The 22,198-nt window shown below is 69.3% G+C and carries 17 protein-coding genes; 5 read left to right on the top strand and 12 right to left on the bottom strand.

Annotated elements, in window-relative coordinates; genetic code table 11:
• Window positions 1-263 precede the first annotated feature (263 nt).
• Entirely contained in the window at window positions 264-590 is a 327-nt protein-coding gene (locus ACFWBT_RS21625; protein WP_266758689.1) for a carboxymuconolactone decarboxylase family protein, read from the top strand.
• 121 nt (window positions 591-711) lie between these two features.
• Complete coding sequence (locus ACFWBT_RS21620) at window positions 712-2,142, top strand: DUF2252 domain-containing protein (RefSeq protein WP_385702698.1); 1,431 nt, start codon at window positions 712-714, stop codon at window positions 2,140-2,142.
• Window positions 2,143-2,178: 36 nt separating this feature from the next.
• Here ACFWBT_RS21620 and ACFWBT_RS21615 read toward each other — a convergent pair whose 3' ends face one another.
• Entirely contained in the window at window positions 2,179-2,655 is a 477-nt protein-coding gene (locus ACFWBT_RS21615; RefSeq protein ID WP_385702715.1) for a potassium channel family protein, read from the bottom strand.
• A 331-nt stretch (window positions 2,656-2,986) separates the two neighbouring features.
• Between ACFWBT_RS21615 and ACFWBT_RS21610 the strand changes: the two genes are divergently transcribed.
• Complete coding sequence (locus ACFWBT_RS21610; protein ID WP_385702695.1) at window positions 2,987-3,682, top strand: DUF899 domain-containing protein; 696 nt, start codon at window positions 2,987-2,989, stop codon at window positions 3,680-3,682.
• A gap of 517 nt (window positions 3,683-4,199) precedes the next feature.
• Entirely contained in the window at window positions 4,200-4,670 is a 471-nt protein-coding gene (locus ACFWBT_RS21605) for a VOC family protein (protein ID WP_385702693.1), read from the top strand.
• Window positions 4,671-4,831: 161 nt separating this feature from the next.
• Here ACFWBT_RS21605 and ACFWBT_RS21600 read toward each other — a convergent pair whose 3' ends face one another.
• The 11 genes from ACFWBT_RS21600 to ACFWBT_RS21550 form a co-directional block, all read right to left on the bottom strand.
• Window positions 4,832-6,796, bottom strand: a complete 1,965-nt coding sequence (locus tag ACFWBT_RS21600) for a TIGR03960 family B12-binding radical SAM protein (RefSeq protein ID WP_385702691.1) — start codon at window positions 6,794-6,796, stop codon at window positions 4,832-4,834.
• Window positions 6,797-7,059: 263 nt separating this feature from the next.
• Window positions 7,060-8,571: a CHAD domain-containing protein gene (locus ACFWBT_RS21595; protein ID WP_385702688.1), complete on the bottom strand. Its 1,512-nt coding sequence runs from the start codon at window positions 8,569-8,571 to the stop codon at window positions 7,060-7,062.
• 127 nt (window positions 8,572-8,698) lie between these two features.
• On the bottom strand, window positions 8,699-9,898 hold the full coding sequence (rodA, locus tag ACFWBT_RS21590) for a rod shape-determining protein RodA (RefSeq protein ID WP_385702687.1): 1,200 nt from the start codon (window positions 9,896-9,898) through the stop codon (window positions 8,699-8,701).
• 34 nt (window positions 9,899-9,932) lie between these two features.
• On the bottom strand, window positions 9,933-12,200 hold the full coding sequence (gene mrdA / locus ACFWBT_RS21585) for a penicillin-binding protein 2 (protein ID WP_385702684.1): 2,268 nt from the start codon (window positions 12,198-12,200) through the stop codon (window positions 9,933-9,935).
• 140 nt (window positions 12,201-12,340) lie between these two features.
• Window positions 12,341-13,012 (bottom strand): rod shape-determining protein MreD, encoded by a 672-nt coding sequence (gene mreD / locus ACFWBT_RS21580; RefSeq protein WP_385702682.1) that lies wholly within the window; start codon window positions 13,010-13,012, stop codon window positions 12,341-12,343.
• A gap of 18 nt (window positions 13,013-13,030) precedes the next feature.
• A complete protein-coding gene (mreC, locus tag ACFWBT_RS21575) occupies window positions 13,031-13,969 on the bottom strand; it encodes a rod shape-determining protein MreC (protein ID WP_385702679.1) in 939 nt (312 codons plus the stop codon).
• 222 nt (window positions 13,970-14,191) lie between these two features.
• Complete coding sequence (locus tag ACFWBT_RS21570) at window positions 14,192-15,211, bottom strand: rod shape-determining protein (protein ID WP_385702677.1); 1,020 nt, start codon at window positions 15,209-15,211, stop codon at window positions 14,192-14,194.
• 429 nt (window positions 15,212-15,640) lie between these two features.
• The gene (ndk, locus tag ACFWBT_RS21565) at window positions 15,641-16,054 is read right to left on the bottom strand and encodes a nucleoside-diphosphate kinase (RefSeq protein WP_385702674.1); all 414 of its coding nucleotides are present in this window, start codon (window positions 16,052-16,054) and stop codon (window positions 15,641-15,643) included.
• Between the two features lie 175 nt (window positions 16,055-16,229).
• On the bottom strand, window positions 16,230-16,601 hold the full coding sequence (locus tag ACFWBT_RS21560; protein ID WP_385702671.1) for a DUF4233 domain-containing protein: 372 nt from the start codon (window positions 16,599-16,601) through the stop codon (window positions 16,230-16,232).
• 5 nt (window positions 16,602-16,606) lie between these two features.
• Window positions 16,607-18,145, bottom strand: a complete 1,539-nt coding sequence (locus ACFWBT_RS21555) for a bifunctional folylpolyglutamate synthase/dihydrofolate synthase (RefSeq protein WP_385702668.1) — start codon at window positions 18,143-18,145, stop codon at window positions 16,607-16,609.
• A 258-nt stretch (window positions 18,146-18,403) separates the two neighbouring features.
• Window positions 18,404-21,055, bottom strand: a complete 2,652-nt coding sequence (locus ACFWBT_RS21550) for a valine--tRNA ligase (protein WP_385702665.1) — start codon at window positions 21,053-21,055, stop codon at window positions 18,404-18,406.
• 136 nt (window positions 21,056-21,191) lie between these two features.
• Between ACFWBT_RS21550 and ACFWBT_RS21545 the strand changes: the two genes are divergently transcribed.
• Window positions 21,192-22,151 (top strand): hypothetical protein, encoded by a 960-nt coding sequence (locus tag ACFWBT_RS21545; RefSeq protein WP_385702663.1) that lies wholly within the window; start codon window positions 21,192-21,194, stop codon window positions 22,149-22,151.
• Window positions 22,152-22,198 lie beyond the last annotated feature (47 nt).

The raw sequence follows: 22,198 nt of genomic DNA, 5'->3' as shown, positions 1-22,198 counted from the left end.
CTCCGCGGCCGAACGGCACCCCCAGGCGGGCCGTACGGGCTAGGCGCTGTCGGCCCGCCCGGCTGGACCGCGACCGTGTTCCCGAGCGCCCCTCGGCGTCAACGGAAGCCTCCCTCGCTGCTCAAGGCCGGTGCGGCCCGCGCTGCCATGCGGCGTGCCCGGGACGGATCTAGGGTTTGAGGGGACGCCGGCGCTCGCGGACCTCCGATGCTCCGCCACCCTCGCGCCCTCGGCGTCGACCGCACACGGGAAGGCACCCGAACATGGCCACCGCTTCAGAAACCCCTGTCCTGGACACGCTCGCCGCGATGACGGTCGACTCGATCGAACGGTGCGGACTGGCCCCGGACATGCTCCTGCTCACCCGCATCGCAGCCCTCGCCGCCTCGGACGCCCCGCCGATCTCCTATGCCGCCCATATCGACCCCGCCATCAGGACAGGCGTCACCGCCGCCCAGTTGCAGGACGTCCTGGTCGCCATCGCACCCATCGTGGGCACCGCCCGCGTCATGACGGCCGCGGGCAACATCGCCACGGCACTCGGCATCGCGATCGCTGTCGCCGACGCCGAGATCGAGGCCCAGGGCTGAGACCCGCCGCCACCAGACCAGACGACCGGCGCGGCCCCCGAGGAAGGGGGCCACGGCAGCGCTCCGAGTGCCGTGGCCCCCGGGCGATCCGAGGGCCGCAGGGCCAGGCAGGAGACCGTCGATGTCCCAGTACGCGACCACGGCGATGCGCAGGTCACCTCACGCGACACCCGAGGAGCGCGCGGCACTCGGCAAGGAGGCGCGGCGCCGCTCTCCGCGCTCGGGACACGCGGTGTACCGGCCCGGTCCGAAGCGACGGGACCCGCTGGCGATCCTGGAGGAGCAGTCCGGGGCCCGGGTGCAGGAGCTGATACCGATCCGGTACAGCCGGATGACGGAGTCCCCGTTCCGCTTCTACCGGGGCGCCGCGGCGATCATGGCGTCCGACCTGGCCGGCAGTCCCGACTCGGGCATCACCGCCCAGCTGTGCGGAGACGCCCATCTGCTCAACTTCCGGCTGCTGGCCTCGCCGGAGCGGAAGTTGATGTTCGACATCAACGACTTCGACGAGACACTGCCGGGCCCCTGGGAGTGGGACGTCAAGCGACTGTCGGCGAGCTTCGTCATCGCCGCCCGGGCGAACGGCTTCGACGACGCCGAGCGCGCCCGCATCGTGAGCGGCACCGTGCGCTCGTACCGCGAAGCGATGATCCGTTTCGCCGGCATGAGCAACCTCGATGTCTGGTACGCGAAGATCGACGCCGACCGTCTCAGGACCCTCACGACGGACCAGCTCCGCAAGAGCGGACAGAAGAAGCTGGACCACGCCCTGACGAAGGCCCGATCGCGGGACACCGTGCAGGTCTTCGACAAACTCACGCGCCAGGTCGACGGCCGACCGGTGATCGCGCCGGACCCCCCGCTGCTGGTCCCCATCGCCGACCTGCTGCCGGACGCCGAACGCGCCACGCTGGAGCGCAATTTCAGAGGACTCATCGAGCGGTACGGAATCACGCTGCCGTCCGACCGGCGCGCCCTCCTGGACGACTACCAACTCGCGGACGTCGCCCGCAAGGTGGTCGGAGTCGGCAGCGTCGGCACCCGGTGCTGGATCATCCTGCTCCTCGGACGGGACGGCCGCGACCCGCTGTTCCTGCAGGCCAAGGAGGCCGACACCTCCGTCCTCGCCGACCACCTCGGCGCCAGCCGGTACCGCAACCAGGGCGAACGCGTGGTCGCGGGACAGCGGTTGATGCAGGCGGCGAGCGACATCTTCCTCGGCTGGGAACGCGTGGACGGCATCGACGGCAAGCGTCGCGACTTCTACGTACGGCAACTGCGCGACTGGAAGGGCATCGCGACGCCGGAGACGATGTCGCCCAGTCAGCTGGAGACCTTCGGCGGCGTCTGCGGCATCACCCTCGCCCGCGCGCACGCACGCTCCGGCGACCGGATCGCGATCGCCTCCTACCTGGGCAAGAAGGACTCCTTCGACCGGGCCCTCGTGACCTTCGCGGAGGCGTATGCCGACCAGAACGAGCGCGACCATCAGGCACTCGTCGACGCGGTACGGGCGGGACGGCTGCCCGCGGAGGACGTCCCGGCCGACTGACCGGCCCTCGGGCGGCCGGCGCGCGGGGCAGGTCGGCTATTCCGCCTCGCGCTGCGCCCGCCGGCCCTCTTCGACCGCGTTCACCAGGATGCGGGCGGCCACACCGAGCAGCAGAAGGTTGGCCGTGATCTGTCCCGTGACCAGGAGCCGGGCCGTCTGGCTGCGCGGGCTGATGTCGCCGAATCCGACCGTGCTGAACACGGTCATCGTGAAGTAGAGGGCGTCGGTCCTCGACATCGCCTCACTGAAACTGTCCGGCACGCTGCGATCCAGCAGGTAGTCGGTCGTGGCGAAGAGCAGCAGGAACAAGGGAAGCACCGTCGCCAGAGCCGCCACGGCACGCAGCCCGGGACGCTCGGAACTCACGATCTCGCGCACCTGCCACACCAGAAGCAGCGCCACCGCCACCAGCCCTCCGACGAGAGCGATGACGGACGCCACCGTGAAGGCCGAGTCCAGCGGCAGCAGGTAGTAGGCGGCGACCAGGGCGGCCGCGACAAGCAAGCACCGCACCATCGTGAGCACGACCACCCGGCGTCCACTGCGCGGCTTCCTGTCCACGATCCCCTCTCGGACCCACCCGATGCCGTACGGCCCCGCAGCCCTGCCTGCGTGTGGACAGCCACTCTCCCCGAGCGGCCCGCCCGCCGTACGGACGGCGCACCACGAACTCACCGGTCTGGCTGCACCGATGGAGAACACGGCCACTCACGGAGGCCCCCTTACCCCCGCGAGGCCGGCGAGGCCGGCGAGGCCGGCGAGGCCGGCGACCGATGAGTTCCGGACCCCAGCGGGGTCTACCTCCGCACAAGCGAAAGCTGCGTACGAGCTCTGTGAGGGGACCATGACCACCCAAGCACTGCCACCCGTCGTCGACGCCGCAACCTGGGAGCGCCAACTCGAAGCACTGCGTGCCCGGGAGAAGGCCGCTACGCGGGAACTCGACGCCATCGCCGCCGAGCGTCGTCGCCTGCCGATGGTCGAGATGCCCGACTACACCCTGGAGGGTGAGCACGGCCCCGTTCGGCTGACGGACGTATTCGAAGGCAAGAGGCAACTCATCGTCTACAACCACATGTGGTTCGCCGGCAAGGAATGGCAGTGCCCGGGCTGCACGGGGTTCACCTCGCAGTACACCCGCCTGGAGTTCCTCGACAACTACGACGCGCGATTCGTCATCGTCACCCAGGGCCCGATCAAGGAAGCACTCGCCTACAAGCAGCGGGTCGGCAATCGGATGGCGTGGTACTCGACTGCCGACAGCTCATTCGGGGCCGACGTCGGCGCACCGCCCGAAGGAGGATTCGCGGTCAACGTGTTCCTGCGCGACGGCGACACCGTCTATCGCACCTGGCACACCAACGGTCGAGGCACCGAGCAGCTCGGTCACACCTTCGCGCTGATCGACGCCCTGCCGTACGGACGCCAGGAGGAATGGCAGGACTCGCCCGAGAACTGGCCGCAGTCGCCCACCTACAGCCGGTGGGCGACGTCCAAGGATCTCGCCGCACTCCATGGCTCGGGCTCCGGCGGCGGCTGAACCGATCCCGGCCGATGAGCGGCGAAGCGACGCCGGCGGCCGCGCGGCGGCGACCGGAAGGCGAGGACCCTCGCGGCTCGCCTTTCAGCCATGGCGTGGGTACGGGTACAGGTCTCGGCGGGGCAAAAGAATCACCCGGGTGGGCTGAAAAGCCCCGACCGGGGCACTCGGCTCTTGCGGCACCAACGGGTGCCGCTCACCCGAGGGAAAGAGAAACCCGTGTACATAGGCCTGGGTACCGTCGTCCTCATCATCGTGATCATCGCCGTCGTCATGCTGCTGCGCCGCGGCTGACCCACCCCGCGTGCCGCCCAGTCAGCCATGAACCACAGCCGGCCCCGAATCCTCTTCGCCGGGCCGGCCTGGTCACGATCGGCGGAGGCCGATGGCGATGCTGTGAGGCTGTGGACTTGATCAAGGCTGCGACCGCGACCTGGCCGAGATCCACCGATGAGTTCCGCCGGCTGGGCCGGTCTACCAGGACGTACGCCATCGAGCCACCGACTGGAGACCCACCATGACCAATCCCGCGCACCCCGGCCGCACGCTGTTCGTGAACATCCCCGTAGCGGACCTCGAACGCAGCAAGGCGTTCTTCGCTGAGCTCGGGTTCGGCTTCAACCCGAAGTTCACCGACGAGACCGCCGCCTGCATGCCGGTCGGCGAGCACGCCTTCGTCATGCTGCTCAGCCGCGAGAAGTTCGCGGAGTTCGCGAAGCTGCCGATGGCCGATCCCACCACGCACACGCTGGCGCTGTACTGCTTCAGCGTGTCATCGCGCGATGAGGTCGATACGGTCAGCGCCGCCGCGCTCGCGGCGGGCGGCTCCGAGGCGGACGGCGCCGAGGACTACGGCTTCATGTACTCACGCAGCTTCTTCGACCTCGACGGCCACGGCTGGCAGGTCATGTGGATGGACCCGGCGGCGGCGGAGCAGGGCCCCGAGGCGTTCGCAGCCTCCGTGCAGGACGCCGACGCCCCGGCCTGACCTGCCGCGTTCCGCACGTGCGCCGTCGTCTCGTGGCCGACCGCGCCGGCCACGAGCCACCACGCCGAGAGCCCCTCCCGAAGGGAAGGGGCTCAAAGCCCACACAGCCTGGCACCAGCCTTCACCCGATCGAGTGCCTAGTGCCGCGGCAGCGGCTCACCTCAGTGGGCGTGCCCGCTCGCCGCCGGTGCCGCGTTCTTGACCGTCAGGGGCAGCAGCTTCTTGCCCGTCGGGCCGATCTGGATCTGGGTGTCCATCTGCGGGCAGACCCCGCAGTCGAAGCACGGTGTCCAGCGGCAGTCCTCGACCTCGGTCTCGTCGAGGGAGTCCTGCCAGTCCTCCCAGAGCCAGTCCTTGTCGAGGCCCGAGTCCAGGTGGTCCCAGGGCAGGACCTCCTCGTAGGTGCGCTCGCGGGTGGTGTACCAGTCGACGTCCACGCCGAAGGCGGGGAGGGTCTTGTCGGCGCAGCTCATCCAGCGGTCGTACGAGAAGTGCTCGCGCCAGCCGTCGAAGCGGCCGCCGTCCTCGTAGACGGCGCGGATGACGGAGCCGATGCGCCGGTCGCCGCGGGAGAGCAGGCCCTCGACGATGCCCGGCTTGCCGTCGTGGTAGCGGAAGCCGATCGAGCGTCCGTACTTCTTGTCGCCGCGGATCTTGTCGCGGAGCTTCGTGAGGCGGGCGTCCGTGTCCTCGGCGGAGAGCTGCGGCGCCCACTGGAACGGGGTGTGGGGCTTGGGGACGAAGCCGCCGATCGACACCGTGCAGCGGATGTCGTTCTGGCCGGAGACCTTGCGGCCCTCGGCGATCACGTTCATCGCCATGTCGGCGATCTGCATGACGTCCTCGTCCGTCTCCGTCGGCAGGCCGCACATGAAGTACAGCTTCACCTGGCGCCAGCCGTTGCCGTAGGCGGTGGAGACGGTCCGGATGAGGTCCTCTTCCGAGACCATCTTGTTGATGACCTTGCGCATGCGCTCGGAGCCGCCCTCGGGGGCGAAGGTCAGCCCGGAGCGTCGGCCGTTGCGGGTCAGCTCGTTCGCCAGGTCGACGTTGAAGGCGTCCACCCGGGTGGAGGGGAGGGAGAGGCCGATCTTGTCTTCCTCGTACCGGTCCGCCAGGCCCTTGGCGATGTCGCCGATCTCCGAGTGGTCGGCGGAGGACAGGGAGAGGAGGCCGACCTCCTCGAAGCCCGTCGCCTTCAGGCCCTTCTCGACCATCTCGCCGATGCCCGTGATGGAGCGTTCGCGCACGGGACGGGTGATCATGCCCGCCTGGCAGAAGCGGCAGCCGCGCGTGCAGCCGCGGAAGATCTCCACCGACATGCGCTCGTGGACGGTCTCCGCGAGCGGGACGAGGGGCTGCTTCGGGTACGGCCATTCGTCGAGGTCCATGACGGTGTGCTTGGACACGCGCCACGGGACGCCCGACTTGTTCGGGACCACGCGGGCGATCCGGCCGTCGGGGAGGTACTCGACGTCGTAGAAGGCCGGGATGTAGACGTTGCCCGTCTTCGCCAGGCGGAAGAGGACCTCTTCACGGCCTCCGGGGCGGCCCTCCGCCTTCCACGCGCGGATGATCTCCGTCATGTCGAGCACGGCCTGCTCGCCGTCGCCGATGATCGCCGCGTCGATGAAGTCGGCGATCGGCTCGGGGTTGAAGGCCGCGTGGCCGCCGGCCAGCACGATCGGGTCGTCGAGCGTGCGGTCCTTGGACTCCAGCGGGATGCCGGCCAGGTCGAGGGCCGTCAGCATGTTCGTGTAGCCCAGCTCCGTGGAGAAGGACAGGCCGAACACGTCGAAGGCCTTCACCGGGCGGTGGCTGTCGACCGTGAACTGGGGGACCCGGTGCTCACGCATCAGCTCCTCCAGGTCCGGCCAGACGCTGTACGTGCGCTCGGCGAGGACGCCCTCGCGCTCGTTCAGTACCTCGTAGAGGATCATGACGCCCTGGTTGGGCAGGCCGACCTCGTAGGCGTCGGGGTACATCAGCGCCCAGCGGACGTCGCAGGCGTCCCAGGGCTTGACCGTGGAATTGAGCTCTCCGCCGACGTACTGGATCGGCTTCTGCACATGCGGGAGCAGAGCTTCGAGCTGTGGGAAGACCGACACGGCGGTTTCGGCAGGCATTTCGCGAACCTTCGTGAGCTGACTGGGGGCACCCCCGGCCGGAGGCTGGGGGAGGGTGACCATCTAGCGTAACGCGGCCGAAGGGATCCACCGCACCGCCGGCCGCCCACCCGCCCCGGCACGACCGGAGGCACACCGCCCCCAGCCGCCTCCCGGCCACCGGCAGAACCGGACGGGCGTCTGCTCTCGCCGGCCTCCGGCCGCCCTGGCAGCACCACCGAGAAGGAACCTCGGCCCCGGCCCCGGTCCCAGCCACACCGTCGTCACACGGACGTCTGGCCCTCGATCGCCTCCCAGACCTCCGGCAGGGCAGCCTCGGCCGCCCCCGCGCGCTGCTCCTCGCGCCCGTACAGCACTCCGTAGGTGAACGAGCTCTCCCCCGCCGCGTGCGCCAGAGCAGCCAGTTCCCGCAGGGCGTCGCGGGTCATCACGCTGTCTTGGTGGTCGCCGAGCAGGCTCTGCAGCGACTTCATCGATTTGACCAGGCCGGCGGCCCCTCCGCCCAGGGCCGGGGCGGCGGCCTCCGCCGCGTAGCGGGTGCGCTTGGCCTTCTTGCGGGCTTCGTGCATCGCGCTGTCGCGGTCGGCGCCCGGTGGCCGGTCGAGGGCCTCCGAGACGAGGTCGGAGACCTTGGTGAAGTCCTTGCGGACGGCCTTGGCGATCACCTTCGCGGGGTCGCCCGCGGCCGCCTCGAGCAGCGGCGGTTCGGTCATGAGCGCGTCGAGCGCGGTCAGCAGCGCGAGGTAGCGCTTTCCGTCCAGGACGGCGATCAGGCGGCGCCGGGAGCCGCCGTGGCGGGCGTGCGCCCAGGTGCGCAGCCGGGTGCGGACGGGGCCGGAGACGAGGGTGCGCGGCAGGCGGTCGAGGGATTCGGTGAGCCGCTCGGTGAGGACTTCCTGGTCGCGGTCGACTCCGAGCTCGCCGGCCAGCCACTTCAGCTCGTCGCCGATCGGGTCGGTGACCGTGCGGTCGAGGATCTTCCCGAACGAGCGAAAGGTGCTGCGCATCCGGCGGGTGGCGACGCGCATGCTGTGCACGGAGTCGTGGACGTCGCGGCGGACGGCCGGGTCGAGCTCGACGATGGCGTCGTGCTGGGCGCGGAGATAGGCGAGGACGTGGTCGCCCGCCGTGACCGGCTCCTTCTCGGGGGCGGGCTTCACGGGGCGCTCGCCGGTCTCGCCGAGCGCCTTCGCCAGTTTGGAGGACGAGGCGGAGCGGTTCAGACCCGCCTTGCGGAGCTTCTTCTCGACCTTGTCGAGGAAGGCGGGGTCGCCGTCGTCGGCGAGTTCCACCTCGATCTCGGTCCATTCGGCGGTGCCCTCGCCCCCGCTGAGCCGCTCGGCGCGGACGCGGTCGAGGCTGACCTCGGCGAGCAGGGCGCCGGAGTCGTCGACGAGGTGGCGGATGTCGCGGGCGGACAGCAGACGTACGAGGGGGACGAGTTCGGCGTCGCGTACGCGGGAGCGCACGAGGCCGGCGAGTTCGCGGGGCACGGTGTCGGAGAGCGGGGCGCGGATCTCGTCGCGTACGCCCTCGGAGACGGGGAGTTTGAGATGCCAGCCGGCGTCGTCGCCGCCGGTGCGGCGGCGCAGGGTGAGGGAGGCGGCGGCGAGTCGTTGGTCGGGGGTGTCGTAGTAGGTGGCGTCGAGTTCGGCGACGCCCTTGTCGACGACGCCCGCGACTCCGGAGACACCGGTCAGATCTGGCAGGTCGGTGCCGCCCTCGGCCACGGGACCTTCGTATTTACGCTCGATCTCGCGCTTTGTGTCCGCCATGAACCGAATCTAGACGCGATTGCGGGTCGTGGGCAGTACCCAATCGGCCCCTGCTCGGTCATGGACCGTCTTTTCCCGTTGGGCCGGGTGTCGCCTCATGTTCTCCGGGGCGACACCCGGGCTCCCGCTACGCGGACATCGGGCGTTGCACCCTGATCGACTGCAGGAGGCCCACCGCGACCCAGACCGCGAACATGGAGGATCCGCCGTAGGACACGAACGGGAGGGGCAGTCCGGCGACCGGCATGATGCCGAGGGTCATGCCGACGTTCTCGAAGGACTGGAAGGCGAACCAGGCGATGATCCCGGCGGCGACGATCGTGCCGTACAGCTCGGTCGTCTCGCGGGCGATGCGGCAGGCCCGCCACAGGATCACGCCGAGGAGCACCAGGATCAGGCCCGCGCCCACGAAGCCCAGTTCCTCGCCGGCGACCGTGAAGACGAAGTCCGTCTGCTGCTCGGGCACGAACTGGCCGGTCGTCTGGGAGCCGTGGCCGAGGCCGGTGCCGAAGAGGCCGCCGGAACCGATGGCGATCCGGGCCTGGTTGGTGTTGTAGCCGACGCCGGCCGGGTCGAGCTCGGGGTTGGCGAAGGCCGCGAAGCGGTTGATCTGGTACTCGTCGAGGATGTGCAGCTGCCAGACGGCGATCGCTCCGAGGGCGCCCGCGCCGATCAGGCCGAACACCCAGCGGTTGGAGGCGCCGGAGGCGAGCAGCACGCCGAGGATGATGATCACCATGACCATGACCGAGCCGAGGTCGGGCATGAGCAGCACGATCATGATCGGGACGGCGGCGAGGCCCAGGGCCTGCAGCACGGTGCGGTGATCGGGGTACGGCTTGTCGCCGGCGTCGACCCGGGCCGCGAGCAGCATCGCCATGCCCAGGATGATCGTGATCTTCACGAACTCCGAGGGCTGGAGCGAGAAGCCGCCGCCGAGGACGATCCACGCGTGGGCGCCGTTGACGGTGGCGCCCAGCGGGGTCAGCACCATGAGGATCAGGAAGACCGAGAGGCCGTACAGGATCGGCACGGCCGTGCGCAGGGTGCGGTGGCCGAGCCAGATCGTGCCGATCATCAGGCCGAACCCGATGCCGGTGTTCATCAGGTGGCGGATGAGGAAGTAGTACGGGTCGCCCTGGTTGATCTCGGTGCGGTTGCGGGTCGCCGAGTAGACGAGCGCCGAGCCGATCATCGAGAGCGCGACGGCCGACAGGAGTATCGGCCAGTCGAGACGGCGGGCGAGCGAGTCGCGGGCGAACAGCCGTGTCCAGCCCGCGCGCTCGGGTCCGTACCCGGAGACGGAGAAGTTGTTGGCTCCGCTCATGTCAGGAACCTCAGCACCTTGGTCGCCGCGGTCGTCATGTCGGGATCCTCTTTCCCCGCCTCTTCTTCGGGCGGGCCGCGCGCCTACGGGTGTCGCGGTTGCCGGTGCCGGGTGAGGCAGTGGTGCCGGCGGGCAACTGCTGGTCTGCGGAGCCGTCCTTGGGGGCCTGGCTGGCCTGCTGGTCCTGCTGGTCCTTGGCCGGGTCCTTGGAGATGGCCGGGGAGTCGATCGAGCCGTCGGTCTGGATCTTCGGAAGGCTCTTCTGCGGGGTCGGCAGCAGGGCCTTCTTCTTGTCGATGGCGCCGTCCGGGGAGACACCGTAGAGCGCGTTGTAGATCTTGCGCACGGCCTCACCGGAGGCGCCGGAACCCGTACCGGCCTGGGAGATCGTCATGATGATCGTGTACTCCTTGGAGTACGTGGCGAGCCAGGACGTGGTCTGCTTGCCGTAGACCTCGGCGGTACCGGTCTTGGCGTGCAGCGGGATCTTGTCCTGCGGCCAGCCGCCGAACTTCCAGGCCGCCGTACCGCGGGTGACGACACCCGCGAAGGCCTCGTTCATGCCCTTGAGCGTCGCCTTGCTGACCGGCAGCTTGCCGTTCACCTTCGGCTTGATCTCCTGGACGGACGTGCCGTCGGCGCTGACGATCGCCTTGCCGATGGTCGGGGCGTACAGGGTGCCTCCGTTGGAGACCGCGGAGTAGATGGCGGCTTCCTGGACGGGGGTGACGAGGGTGTCGCCCTGTCCGATGGAGTAGTTGATCGAGTCGCCCTCGCGCATCTTGTTGCCCTCGAGGCAGTTCTCGTACGCGATCTGCTCGACGTAGGTGCCGCCCTTCTTACCGCTCTTGCACCAGGCGTCCTTGTTGGCCTTCCAGTAGTCCGCCTTCCACTTGCGGTCCGGGACGCGGCCGGTGACCTCGTTGGGGAGGTCGATGCCGGTCTCCTTGCCGAGTCCGAACTGGTGGGCGGCCTTGTAGAAGTAGTCCTTGGGGGTCTTCTTCGGGTTGATCCCGCCGTCCTTCTTCCACTCGTTGTCGGCGAGGCCGTAGAAGACGGTGTCGCAGGAGACCTCGAGCGCCCGGCCGAGCGAGATGGGGCCGAAGCTCTCCCCCTCGAAGTTCTTGAAGACCTGGCCGCCGACGGAGTACGAACTCGTGCACGGGTAGCGGCCGTCGAAGTCGTAGCCGGCCTCGACCGCGCCGGCCGTGGAGACCACCTTGAACGTCGAACCGGGCGCCGACTGACCCTGTATGGCGCGGTTCAGCAGCGGGTAGTTGGACTTCTTGCCGGTGAGCGCGGTGTAGTCCTTGCCGGAGATGCCGCCGACCCAGGCGTTCGGGTCGTACGTCGGCTGGGACGCCATGGCGACGACGCGGCCGGTCTTGGCCTCCATCACCACGACCGCGCCGGAGTCGGCCTTGTAGTTCTCGCCGGTGATCTTGTCGAACTGGGTCCGGGCGAACTCCATCGCGTAGTTCAGCTCGTACTCGGCCACGCGCTGGACGCGGGCGTCGATGCTGGTGACGAGGTTGGCGCCGGGTTCGGCCTTGTCGCTCTTGGCCTTGCCGATGACGCGGCCGAGGTTGTCGACCTCGTAGCGGGTGACGCCTGCCTTGCCGCGCAGCGCCTTGTCGTACTGGCGCTCCAGGCCGGAGCGGCCGACCTGGTCGGAGCGGAGGTAGGGCGAGTCGGTGTCCTTGGCCTTGGTGATCTCGTCGTCGGTGACGGGCGAGAGGTAGCCGAGCACCTGCGCGGTGTTGGCCTTGCCGGGGGCCGCGTAGCGGCGCATCGCCTCCGGCTCGGCGGTGATGCCGGGAAAGTCCTCGGAGCGCTCGCGGATCTGCAGGGCCTGGCGGGCGGTGGCCTCGTCGGTGATGGGGATCGGCTGGTAGGGCGAGCCGTTCCAGCAGGGCTGCGGGGTCTTGGCGTCGCAGAGACGGACCTTCTGGATGACGTCGTCGGGCTTCATGCCCAGCACGCCGGCGAGCTTGGTGAGGACGGCCTTGCCGTCGTCCGGCATCTTCAGCAGGTCGGTGCGCGAGGCGGAGACCACCAGGCGGGTCTCGTTGTCGGCGATCGGAACGCCCCGCGCGTCCAGGATCGAGCCCCGTACGGCGGGCTGGACGACCTGCTGGACGTGGTTGCCGGAGGCTTCCTTGGCGTACTCGTCGCCGTTGCGGATCTGGAGGTACCAGAGGCGTCCGCCGAGAGTGCCCAGGAGGGAGAGGACGAGAATCTGGATGACGACGAGTCGGATCTGGACCCGTGGGGTCCGACCGGTCTCGGGGATGTTGGTCACTGCTGCTGCCTCCCCCTCTCAGTGTGTGTACGAGACATACGAGTGCCCGGCGAACCTGTGCGCGGCGGCACCGCGGCCGGTCAAGTTCCGTGACGCGTGCGGCGCTTGCGGTGTGCGCCGGGTGGCCCTCTTCGCTGTCGTCACAGCCGCTTGACCCCCTTGATGCGTCCGGCGCGGGCGACCCGCGCCTTGGCCGCCTTCACGCGCAGTCCGCCGCGCTGGCTGCCGATGCGCAGCCCGGTGCCGGAGGACAGCCAGCCCGTGGAGACGTCGGCGGCCTTGGACGCCGAACCGCCCTCGGCGAGCGGATCGTTCTCGGCGCGCCGGGCCAGTGCCATCAGCACGGGGACGACGAACGGGGCGAGCAGCAGGTCGTAGAGGGCGGCCGTGAACAGCAGGCTGCCGAGCCCGACATGGCGGGCGGCGGTGTCGCCGACGAGGGCGCCGACACTCGCGTACAGCAGGGTGGAGCCGATCGCGGCGGCGACGACCACGATCATCGGTCCGGTGGCCGACTTGAGCCGGCCGTTCTCCGGTTTGACCAGGCCCGCGAGATAGCCGATGACGCAGAGCACGAGGGCGTAGCGCCCGGCGGCGTGGTCGGCGGGCGGGGCGAGGTCGGAGAGCAGTCCCGCGCCGAAGCCGATGAGCGCGCCGCCGACATGGCCGTAGACCATGGCGAGCGCGAGCACGGTCAGGAGGACGAGGTCCGGGACGGCGCCCGGGAGATGAAGTCGGGCAAGAACGCTCACCTGGATCACCAGGGCGACGACCACCAGGGTGACGGAGAGCAGCATCCTGTTGAAACGCATGGGATTCGGCTCCTCCTGCTACTGCTGCTGGCCGTCGACGGGCACGTTCGCCGAGGGGGTGACCGTGACGGTCACCGTCGGCGTGGGCGTGGGTCTGGGTTTCGGCGGCAGTACGGTGTCGCGCGGATCGCTCTTGGGAGCCGCGACGACGACGCCGACGATGTCGAGCTTGGTGAACGAGACGTACGGCCTGACGTAGATCGTGCGGGTCAGGTCGCCGCCGGACGGGTCGACACGGGAGACGACGCCGACGGGCACGCCGGGCACGAACGGCTTGTCGGCCTGCGAGCCGAAGGTGATCAGCCGGTCGCCCTTCTTGATCTTCGCCTTGGCGTTGAGGAGTTCGACCCGCAGCGGGCGGTCGCCCTGCCCGGAGGCGAAGCCGAGTTCGTCCGTCGACTCCATGCGGGTGCCCACGGTGAAGTCGGGGTCGTTGGCGAGCAGCACGGTCGCGGTGTCCGGGCCGACGGTGGTGACCCGGCCGACCAGTCCGTCGCCGTTCAGGACGGTCATGTCGCGCTTGATGCCGTCGTGGGCGCCGACGTCGATGGTGACGGTCCAGGAGAAGCCCTGGGCTGCTCCTATGGCGATCACCTCGGCGCCCTTGATCCCGTACTGGCCCTCGCCCGCCACCTTGATCATCTTGTCGAGCTGCTTGAGGCGGCTGCGGTTGCGGTCGTCGCTGCCGAGCTTCGCCTTCAACGCCGCGTTGTCGTGCTCCAGTTGAGCGACGCGGTCGTGTCGTGTGCTCGAGTCGCGGACCGCGGCGATGGCGTTGCCGACGGGGTCGACCGCGGACGACACCCCGTTCTCGATCGGGCCGAAGACCGTCGCGGCGGCCTGGCGGGCACCGTCGACCGGTGAGTCCTGCCCGCCGCGGATGTCCACCGTGATCAGTGCGAACGCGATGGCGATCAGCAGCACCAGGAGCAGCCGGCTCTCTCGTGTGTCCCTCACGTGCGGCGGCCGTGCCTTCCTCGTTGTAATGGGTCAACAGGGGCGCACCCTGGGCGAAACCGATGCCCACGGTGCGATGAGGCTGGGATGGGGTGGGGGTGCGTGACGGGGTGAGCGTTATGGGAGAGGTTATGACTCTTTGTCGCGAGAGTTTATGCCTCCATACCAACGATCCGCCGTACGAGAGGGGATCATCTCGTACGGCGGAATCGAAGTGTTACCTCATCTGCGGGGCTGGGCGTCCAGAACCTGCTGGAGCGCCTCGAACTCCTCGACACACTTACCGGAACCGAGCGCCACGCTGTCCAGCGGGTCCTCGGCGATGTGGATCGGCATGCCGGTCTCGCGCCGCAGTCGCTCGTCGAGACCGCGCAGCAGGGCTCCGCCGCCGGTCAGAACGATTCCGCGGTCCATCACGTCACCGGAGAGCTCGGGCGGGCACTTGTCGAGCGTCGTCTTCACGGCGTCGACGATCGCGTTGACCGGCTCCTCGATCGCCTTGCGGACCTCCGTCGCCGAGATGACGACCGTCTTGGGCAGTCCGGAAACCAGGTCCCGGCCGCGGATCTCGGTGTGCTCCTCGGTGTCGAGGTCGTACGCCGAACCGATCGTGATCTTGATCTGCTCGGCCGTCCGCTCACCGAGAAGGAGGCTGTACTCCTTCTTGATGTACTGGATGATCGCGTTGTCCAGCTCGTCACCCGCGACGCGGATGGACTGGGCGGTGACGATGCCGCCGAGCGAGATGACCGCGACCTCCGTGGTGCCGCCGCCGATGTCCACCACCATGTTGCCCGTGGCCTCGTGGACCGGCAGGCCGGAACCGATGGCCGCGGCCATGGGCTCCTCGATGATGTGCACCTGGCGGGCGCCGGCCTGGGACGACGCCTCGATGACGGCACGGCGCTCGACGCCGGTGATGCCGGAGGGCACACAGACGACGACACGGGGGCGGGCGAGGTAGCGCCGCTTGTGGATCTTCAGGATGAAGTAGCGGAGCATGCGCTCGGTGATCTCGAAGTCGGCGATGACGCCGTCCTTCAGCGGGCGCACGGCAACGATGTTGCCCGGCGTCCGCCCGATCATCTTCTTCGCTTCGGCGCCGACCGCGAGGATCCCGCCGGTGTTGGTGTTGATCGCGACGACGGACGGCTCGTTGAGTACGATCCCGCGACCCCTGACGTACACCAGCGTGTTGGCGGTCCCGAGGTCGACAGCCATGTCACGGCCGATGAACGACATTGAGTTCCCCATCAGGATTCGTCTGGCCTTCCCAAGTGGAGCTTTGACGGCTTTTTAGGACGGCGAGGTGGGTGCAGTGACGTGAAGGCTTCCATCGTAGACGCGCCTGCACGAACCCTGCGCGAGGGTCTTCGCCATTGTCAGCAGATGAGGAGCCCACTCGCTTGTGGAGACGGGCCATCGGGGTCACGCGTTCCCCCGATCAGCACGCATATGCCACGGGACGGCCGGATTTTTCACGGCCGTCCCTGGTCAGGCTGTCCGAGCCGCGCTGACGCAGTCTCAGAAAATTTCTTCAAAACGTGGCGCCCGGCGCGCCCGGGAGATCGTCCGGATGGCCTCCCCGAGACCGTCCGCCACCCCCGACGCGACCGTCCGTACGCCGGGGGGTCACCCTCCGTGCACGACGCGGACGCGACGTCCGTACGCTCAGGCGCGGCCGGGGAAGAAGATCTTCACCTCGCGCTCGGCGGACTCCTCGGAGTCGGAGGCGTGGATCAGGTTCTCGCGGACGATCACGCCGAAGTCACCGCGGATGGAACCGGGGGCGGCGGCGATCGGGTCGGTCGGGCCGGCGAGGGCGCGCACGCCCTCGATGACCCGCTCGCCCTCGACGATCAGCGCCACGATCGGACCGGAGGCCATGAACTCCACCAGCGGCTCGTAGAAGGGCTTGCCCTTGTGCTCGCCGTAGTGCTGCTCCAGCGTCTCCTGGTCCAGCGTCCGCAGCTCCAGCGCGGTGATCTGCCAGCCGGCCTTGCGCTCGATACGGCTGATGATCTCGCCGGTCAGGCCGCGACGGACGGCGTCGGGCTTGAGAAGGACGAGGGTGCGCTGGCTCACGGGATGGCTCCTTCAGGTCACACTGGTGCGGAAGACCGAGGCTACAGGGCGTGTCCGGGTGGCTGTCACACAGCGTCAGGTGGTACGGGCACACGCCACACGGCCACCGACCCACAGCGAGGTGCCGCCCGCTCCACGACACGGCTGCCCCGAAGGGCCACCCGCCCCGGCGCGGTTACGCCGGGGTGCCGCCTGTCTCGGTCTGTGGCTGGGGCTGTGCCTGGGCGGCGAACCTGGCCTTCGCCTCGTCGATCTTCCGGCCGTAGTGGACCGACGCCCACCACAGGGCGGCGAAGGCCGCGCCCAGGACGAACATCGACGGGACGACGAAGCCGCCCGCGATGAGCAGGATCTGCAGCGCCCAGCCCAGCTGGACACCGCCGGGCCGCGTGATCATGCCGCACAGCAACACGCTGAGCGCCATCAGGACTCCGCAGACCGTCCAGACCGTGGCCGTGGCCAGATCGGGTTCCTTCATGGCGACGAGTCCGGCGAAGCCGATGACGAAGAACTCGCCGATCAGTGTCGAAGCACAGAGCGTACGCACGAGAGTCAGCCCCTCCCCAGGAGCAGTCGGACCTCGCCGACCGTGATGACGGATCCGGTGACCAGCACGCCGCCGCCCGCGTACTCGCCCTCTTCCTCGGCGAGCGTGATCGCGGCCTCCAGCGCGTCGTCGAGCCGCGGTTCGACCTGCACCCGGTCCTCGCCGAAGACCTCGACGGCGATCCCGGCCAGTTCGTCCGCGTCCATCGCGCGATGGCTGGAGTTCTGCGTGACGACGACCTCGGCGAAGATCGGCTCGAAGGCTTCGAGCAGCCCCCGTACGTTCTTGTCGCCGCTCGCGCCGACGACCCCGATCAGCCGGCTGAAGTCGAACACCTCGCTCACCGCCTCGGCGGTGGCGCGGGCGCCCGCCGGGTTGTGCGCGGCGTCGAGCACGACGGTCGGCGACCGCCGCACGATCTCCAGGCGACCCGGCGAGGTGACCGTGGCGAACGCCTTGCGCACGGTGTCGATGTCGAGCCGCTGGGCGTGCGCCGAGCCGACCCCGAAGAACGCCTCGACCGCGGCGAGCGCCACGGCGGCGTTGTGGGCCTGGTAGGCGCCGTGCAGCGGCAGGAAGACCTCTTCGTACTCCCCGCCGAGGCCGCGCAGCGTGAGCAACTGCCCGCCGACGGCGATTTGGCGTGCGACGACACCGAATTCGAGTCCCTCGCGGGCCACGGTCGCGTCGACCTCGACGGCCTTCTTCAGCAGCACCTGGGCCGCGTCGACCGGCTGCTGCGCCAGGATGACGGTGGCGTCCTGCTTGACGATGCCCGCCTTCTCGGTGGCGATCTCGCCGGGCGTCTCACCGAGCCGGTCGGTGTGGTCGAGATCGATGGGGGTCACGACGGCGACGTCCCCGTCGATCACGTTGGTGGCGTCCCAGCTGCCGCCCATGCCGACCTCGACGACGGCGACGTCCACGGGCGCGTCCGCGAAGGCGGCGTACGCCATGCCGGTGAGCACCTCGAAGAACGACAGCCGGTACTCCTGCTGCCCGTCGATCATCTCGATGTAGGGCTTGATGTCGTTGTACGTCTCGACGAACCGCTCGGCGGGGATCGGCGCCCCGTCCAGGCTGATCCGCTCGGTGATCGACTGCACGTGGGGGCTGGTGTAGCGGCCGGTGCGCAGGTCGAAGGCGCTCAGCAGCGCCTCGATCATGCGGGCGGTGGAGGTCTTGCCGTTCGTGCCCGTGATGTGGATCGAGGGGTACGCGCGCTGCGGCTCCCCCAGGATGTCCATCAGCGCCGCGATCCGGCTGACGGACGGCTCAAGCTTGGTCTCGCCCCAGCGGGTGGCGAGTTCGGCCTCCACCTCGCGCAGCGCCTTGTCGACCTCGGGGTCGGAAGGACGCCCGGGCACATCGGCCTGCGGGCCGCCGCTGCCCTGGGTGCGCAGAGTACGGCTGCCGGCCTCGATCACCGCGAGGTCGGGGTCGCGGTCGGTCTCCGCGGCCACGATCTCGTCGAAGAGACCGTGCGGGTCACGGGGTTCCGGCTCGTCGGACGCGCTGCTGTCGTGCGGGGGGAGGTCACTCACGGGGCCAGTCTACGGAGGTGGCGGGGGTGTGGGGGCGTGTGGGGCCGCATGGGGTTTTTCACCCCCTCCGCCCCTACCCGTCCCGTCCCTGGGGGCTGCGCCCCCAGCCCCCGCTTCGGCCTACGGGCTCGTCCTCAAACGCCGGACGGGCTGAAGCCTTCCAGCGCCGTCCGGGGCGAGGCAGCCATGGCCGTCCACGGCGGAAGGCCCCCGGAACTGGATGGTTCCGGGGGCCTTCGTCTGCGCGGGGGCGGACGGCTACGCCTCCGGCAGGCGGTTCAGCTGCTCCTGGATGCGGGCGATGTCCTCGTCCGCCTTGGCGAGCCGCCCGCGGATCTTCTCCACGACGTTGTCCGGGGCCTTGGCGAGGAACGCCTCGTTGCCGAGCTTGCCGTTCGCCTGGGCCTTCTCCTTCTCGGCGGCGGCCAGGTCCTTGGCCAGCCGCTTGCGCTCCGCGACGAAGTCGATCGTGCCCGACAGGTCGAGCGCGACCGTGGCACCGGCCACCGGCAGCGTCGCCGTGGCCGAGAAGCTCTCGCCCTCCGGCTGGAGACGCAGCAGCTGACGGATGGCCGCCTCGTGCGGGGCCAGCGCGGTCCCGTCGAGGGTCAGCCGGGCCGGGACCCGCTGGCCCGGCTGGAGGCCCTGGTCGGCACGGAAGCGGCGGACCTCCGTGATGACCTGCTGGAGCTTCTCGATCTCCTGCTCGGCGGCGGTGTCGCGGAAGCCGCCCGCAGCCTCGGCACCCGGAACGGACACGGCCTTCGGCCACTCCGCGATGACGACCGACTCGCCGCCCGTGAGGGTGGTCCAGAGGGTCTCCGTCACGAACGGGACGATCGGGTGCAGGAGGCGCAGGGTCACGTCCAGGACCTCACCGAGGACCCGGCCGGAGACCTTCGCGGGCTCGCCGCCCGCCATGAACGTCGTCTTGGACAGCTCGACGTACCAGTCGAAGACCTCGTCCCACGCGAAGTGGAACAGCGCGTCCGACAGCTTGGCGAACTGGAAGTCGTCGTACAGGGCGTCCACTTCGGCGACCGTGGCGTTCAGCCGGGACAGGATCCAGCGGTCGGTGGCCGACAGCTCCTCGGCGGACGGGAGTTCACCCTCGACCGTCGCGCCGTTCATCAGCGCGAAGCGGGTGGCGTTCCAGATCTTGTTGGCGAAGTTGCGCGAGCCCTGGACCCAGTCCTCGCCGATCGGCACGTCGACACCGGGGTTGGCGCCGCGCGCGAGCGTGAACCGCAGGGCGTCGCTGCCGTACTTGTCCATCCAGTCCAGCGGGTTGACAGCGTTCCCGAAGGACTTGGACATCTTCTTGCCGAACTGGTCGCGGACCATGCCGTGCAGGGCGATGGTGTGGAACGGCGGGGTGCCGTCCATCGCGTACAGGCCGAACATCATCATCCGGGCGACCCAGAAGAAGAGGATGTCGTAGCCGGTGACCAGGACGGAGTTCGGGTAGAACTTCGCGAGGCTCTCGGTCTGTTCGGGCCAGCCGAGCGTGGAGAACGGCCACAGGCCGGAGGAGAACCAGGTGTCGAGGACGTCGGTGTCCTGGTGCCAGCCCTCGCCCGTCGGCGCCTCGTCGTCGGGACCGACGCAGACGATCTCGCCGTTCGGCCCGTACCAGACCGGAATCCGGTGGCCCCACCACAACTGCCGCGAGATGCACCAGTCGTGGAGGTTGTCGACCCAGTCGAAGTACCGCTTCTCCATCTCCTGCGGGTGGATCTTGACGCGGCCGTCACGGACGGCGTCGCCCGCGGCCTTCGCCAGCGGACCGACCTTGACCCACCACTGCATGGAAAGGCGCGGCTCGATGGTGGTCTTGCAGCGCGAGCAGTGGCCCACGGAGTGGCTGTACGGCCGCTTCTCGGCGACGATCCGGCCTTCGGCGCGCAGGGCGCCGACGATGGCGGAACGGGCCTCGAGACGGTCCAGGCCCTGGAAGGGACCCGGGACCGTGATGACCGCGTGCTCGTCCATGACGGCGATGTTGGGCAGGTTGTGGCGCTGCCCGATCTCGAAGTCGTTCGGGTCGTGGGCGGGCGTCACCTTGACCGCGCCGGTGCCGAACTCGGGGTCGACGTGCTCGTCCGCGACGACCGGGATGAAACGCTCGGTCAGCGGCAGCCTGATGAGCTTGCCGACGAGGTGCTTGTACCGCTCGTCGCTCGGGTGAACGGCGACGGCGGTGTCACCGAGCATGGTCTCGGCACGGGTCGTGGCCACGACGATGGCGTCGTCCCCCTCCCCGTACTTCATGGAGACCAGCTCGCCGTCGTCGTCCTGGTACTCGACCTCGATGTCCGAGATGGCGGTGAGGCAGCGCGGGCACCAGTTGATGATGCGCTCGGCGCGGTAGATCAGCTCGTCGTCGTAGAGCTTCTTGAAGATGGTCTGGACGGACTGGGACAGACCCTCGTCCATGGTGAAGCGCTCACGCGACCAGGCGACGCCGTCGCCGAGGCGGCGCATCTGGCCGGAGATCTGCCCGCCGGACTCGGCCTTCCACTGCCAGACGCGCTCGACGAACGCCTCCCGGCCGAGGTCGTGCCGCGACTTGCCCTCCTTGCCGAGCTCCCGCTCGACGACGTTCTGCGTGGCGATGCCGGCGTGGTCCATGCCGGGCTGCCACAGCGTCTCGAATCCCTGCATGCGCTTACGGCGTGTGAGGGCGTCGATGAGCGTGTGCTCGAAGGCGTGTCCGAGGTGGAGGCTGCCCGTGACGTTCGGCGGCGGGATGACGACCGTGAACGGAGGCTTGTCGCTCTTCGCGTCAGCCTCGAAGTAACCGCGCTCTACCCAGCGCTCGTACAGCGGCCCCTCTACATCGGCCGGCGCGTACTGGGTCGGCAGTTCGGTGTTGGGCTCTGATGGCTGCTGCTGAGCGTTTTCGGTCACGGGGTCAGTTTAGAGGCGTCACGCCCCTGTCCCGAAACGGGATTACTTCGTAACGGTGCGGCCCCCGCGGGCTTGGGCGCGTGACCTGTGCGTCAGGATGTCCGGAACACATAAGCATGCGGAGGGGAACCGAGAAATGAGCTACAACCAGCCGGGCCCGTACGGCGGGCAGCCCCAGCAGCCCGGACCGCACGGTCAGCCGGGCCCCTACGGCCAGCAGCCGCAGGCCCCCCAGCCCGGCTACGGTTACCCGCAGCAGGCTCCCCCCGCGCAGCCCGGCTACGGCTACCCCCCGCAGGCTCCCCAGGGCGCCCAGCCGCCGACTCCCCCGTACGGCCAGCAGCCCGCCTACGGCCAGCAGCCTCCCTACGGCACGGTCCCGATGCCTCCCGAGCCGTCGGGCGGCAAGAAGAAGACGGGCCTGATAATCGGCGCCGTCGCCGTGGTGGCGGCGATCGCGGTGGGCGGCTACCTCCTCTTCGCGGGGAACAGCAGCGGCAGCGACGTGGCCGACGACGGAGCCCACAAGCTGACGACGCCGGCGAAGGTCCTCGGCGGCGAGTACAAGAAGTCGACCAACAGCAGCGACAGCGGCGGCATGACCAAGAACGACCTGAAGGACGCCGAGGGCTGGGGTGTGAAGAACCCCAAGGACGTCAGCGCGGCGTACCAGTCGGGTGACGAGAGCAACCCGCTCTCGATGAAGCAGCTCTCGTTCGGTGGCGTCTGGGGAACCATCGACGACCCGGAGGCGACCGTCGACAGCATGTTCGCCGAGATGAAGAAGAACCAGCAGAAGGAAGGCACCAAGGACGGCGAACTCGTCGGCAGCCCGAAGGCCTACAGCCCGAGCGCGCTCGACGGTGCCGTCCTCAAGTGCCAGGAAGTCAAGATCAAGAACGACTCGTCGGACACGGGTGCCAGCGCCGGCCCCGGCGAGTTCACGATGCCGGTCTGCATCTGGGGCGACCACAGCACGCTCGGGTTCGTGATGCCGATCGACTACGCGAGCATGATGGCCGGCAAGGGCAGCACGCCCGAGGCCGCGGCCGAGATCGCCGCGAAGCTGCGCAAGGACGTCCGCGTCAAGATCTGACGCCGGCCGTCCGCGGACACCGGTGTACGGCGCCAGGTACGTGAAGC

This window comes from Streptomyces sp. NPDC060027 (assembly GCF_042737005.1).
In the GTDB taxonomy this organism is placed as follows: domain Bacteria; phylum Actinomycetota; class Actinomycetes; order Streptomycetales; family Streptomycetaceae; genus Streptomyces.
Note: the sequence above shows the minus strand (reverse complement) of the source record. Positions and strands in the feature narration are given on the sequence as shown.

Bases quoted from the DNA above. Each gene is read 5' to 3' on its own strand.
- mreD (WP_385702682.1), bottom strand. From the start codon at position 13,012: ATGCGTTTCAACAGGATGCTGCTCTCCGTCACCCTGGTGGTCGTCGCC.
- ACFWBT_RS21595 (WP_385702688.1), bottom strand. From the start codon at position 8,571: ATGGCGGACACAAAGCGCGAGATCGAGCGTAAATACGAAGGTCCCGTG.
- ACFWBT_RS21570 (WP_385702677.1), bottom strand. From the start codon at position 15,211: ATGTCGTTCATCGGCCGTGACATGGCTGTCGACCTCGGGACCGCCAAC.
- ACFWBT_RS21625 (WP_266758689.1), top strand. From the start codon at position 264: ATGGCCACCGCTTCAGAAACCCCTGTCCTGGACACGCTCGCCGCGATG.
- ACFWBT_RS21605 (WP_385702693.1), top strand. From the start codon at position 4,200: ATGACCAATCCCGCGCACCCCGGCCGCACGCTGTTCGTGAACATCCCC.
- rodA (WP_385702687.1), bottom strand. From the start codon at position 9,898: ATGAGCGGAGCCAACAACTTCTCCGTCTCCGGGTACGGACCCGAGCGC.
- ACFWBT_RS21620 (WP_385702698.1), top strand. From the start codon at position 712: ATGTCCCAGTACGCGACCACGGCGATGCGCAGGTCACCTCACGCGACA.
- ACFWBT_RS21610 (WP_385702695.1), top strand. From the start codon at position 2,987: ATGACCACCCAAGCACTGCCACCCGTCGTCGACGCCGCAACCTGGGAG.
- ACFWBT_RS21545 (WP_385702663.1), top strand. From the start codon at position 21,192: ATGAGCTACAACCAGCCGGGCCCGTACGGCGGGCAGCCCCAGCAGCCC.
- ACFWBT_RS21600 (WP_385702691.1), bottom strand. From the start codon at position 6,796: ATGCCTGCCGAAACCGCCGTGTCGGTCTTCCCACAGCTCGAAGCTCTG.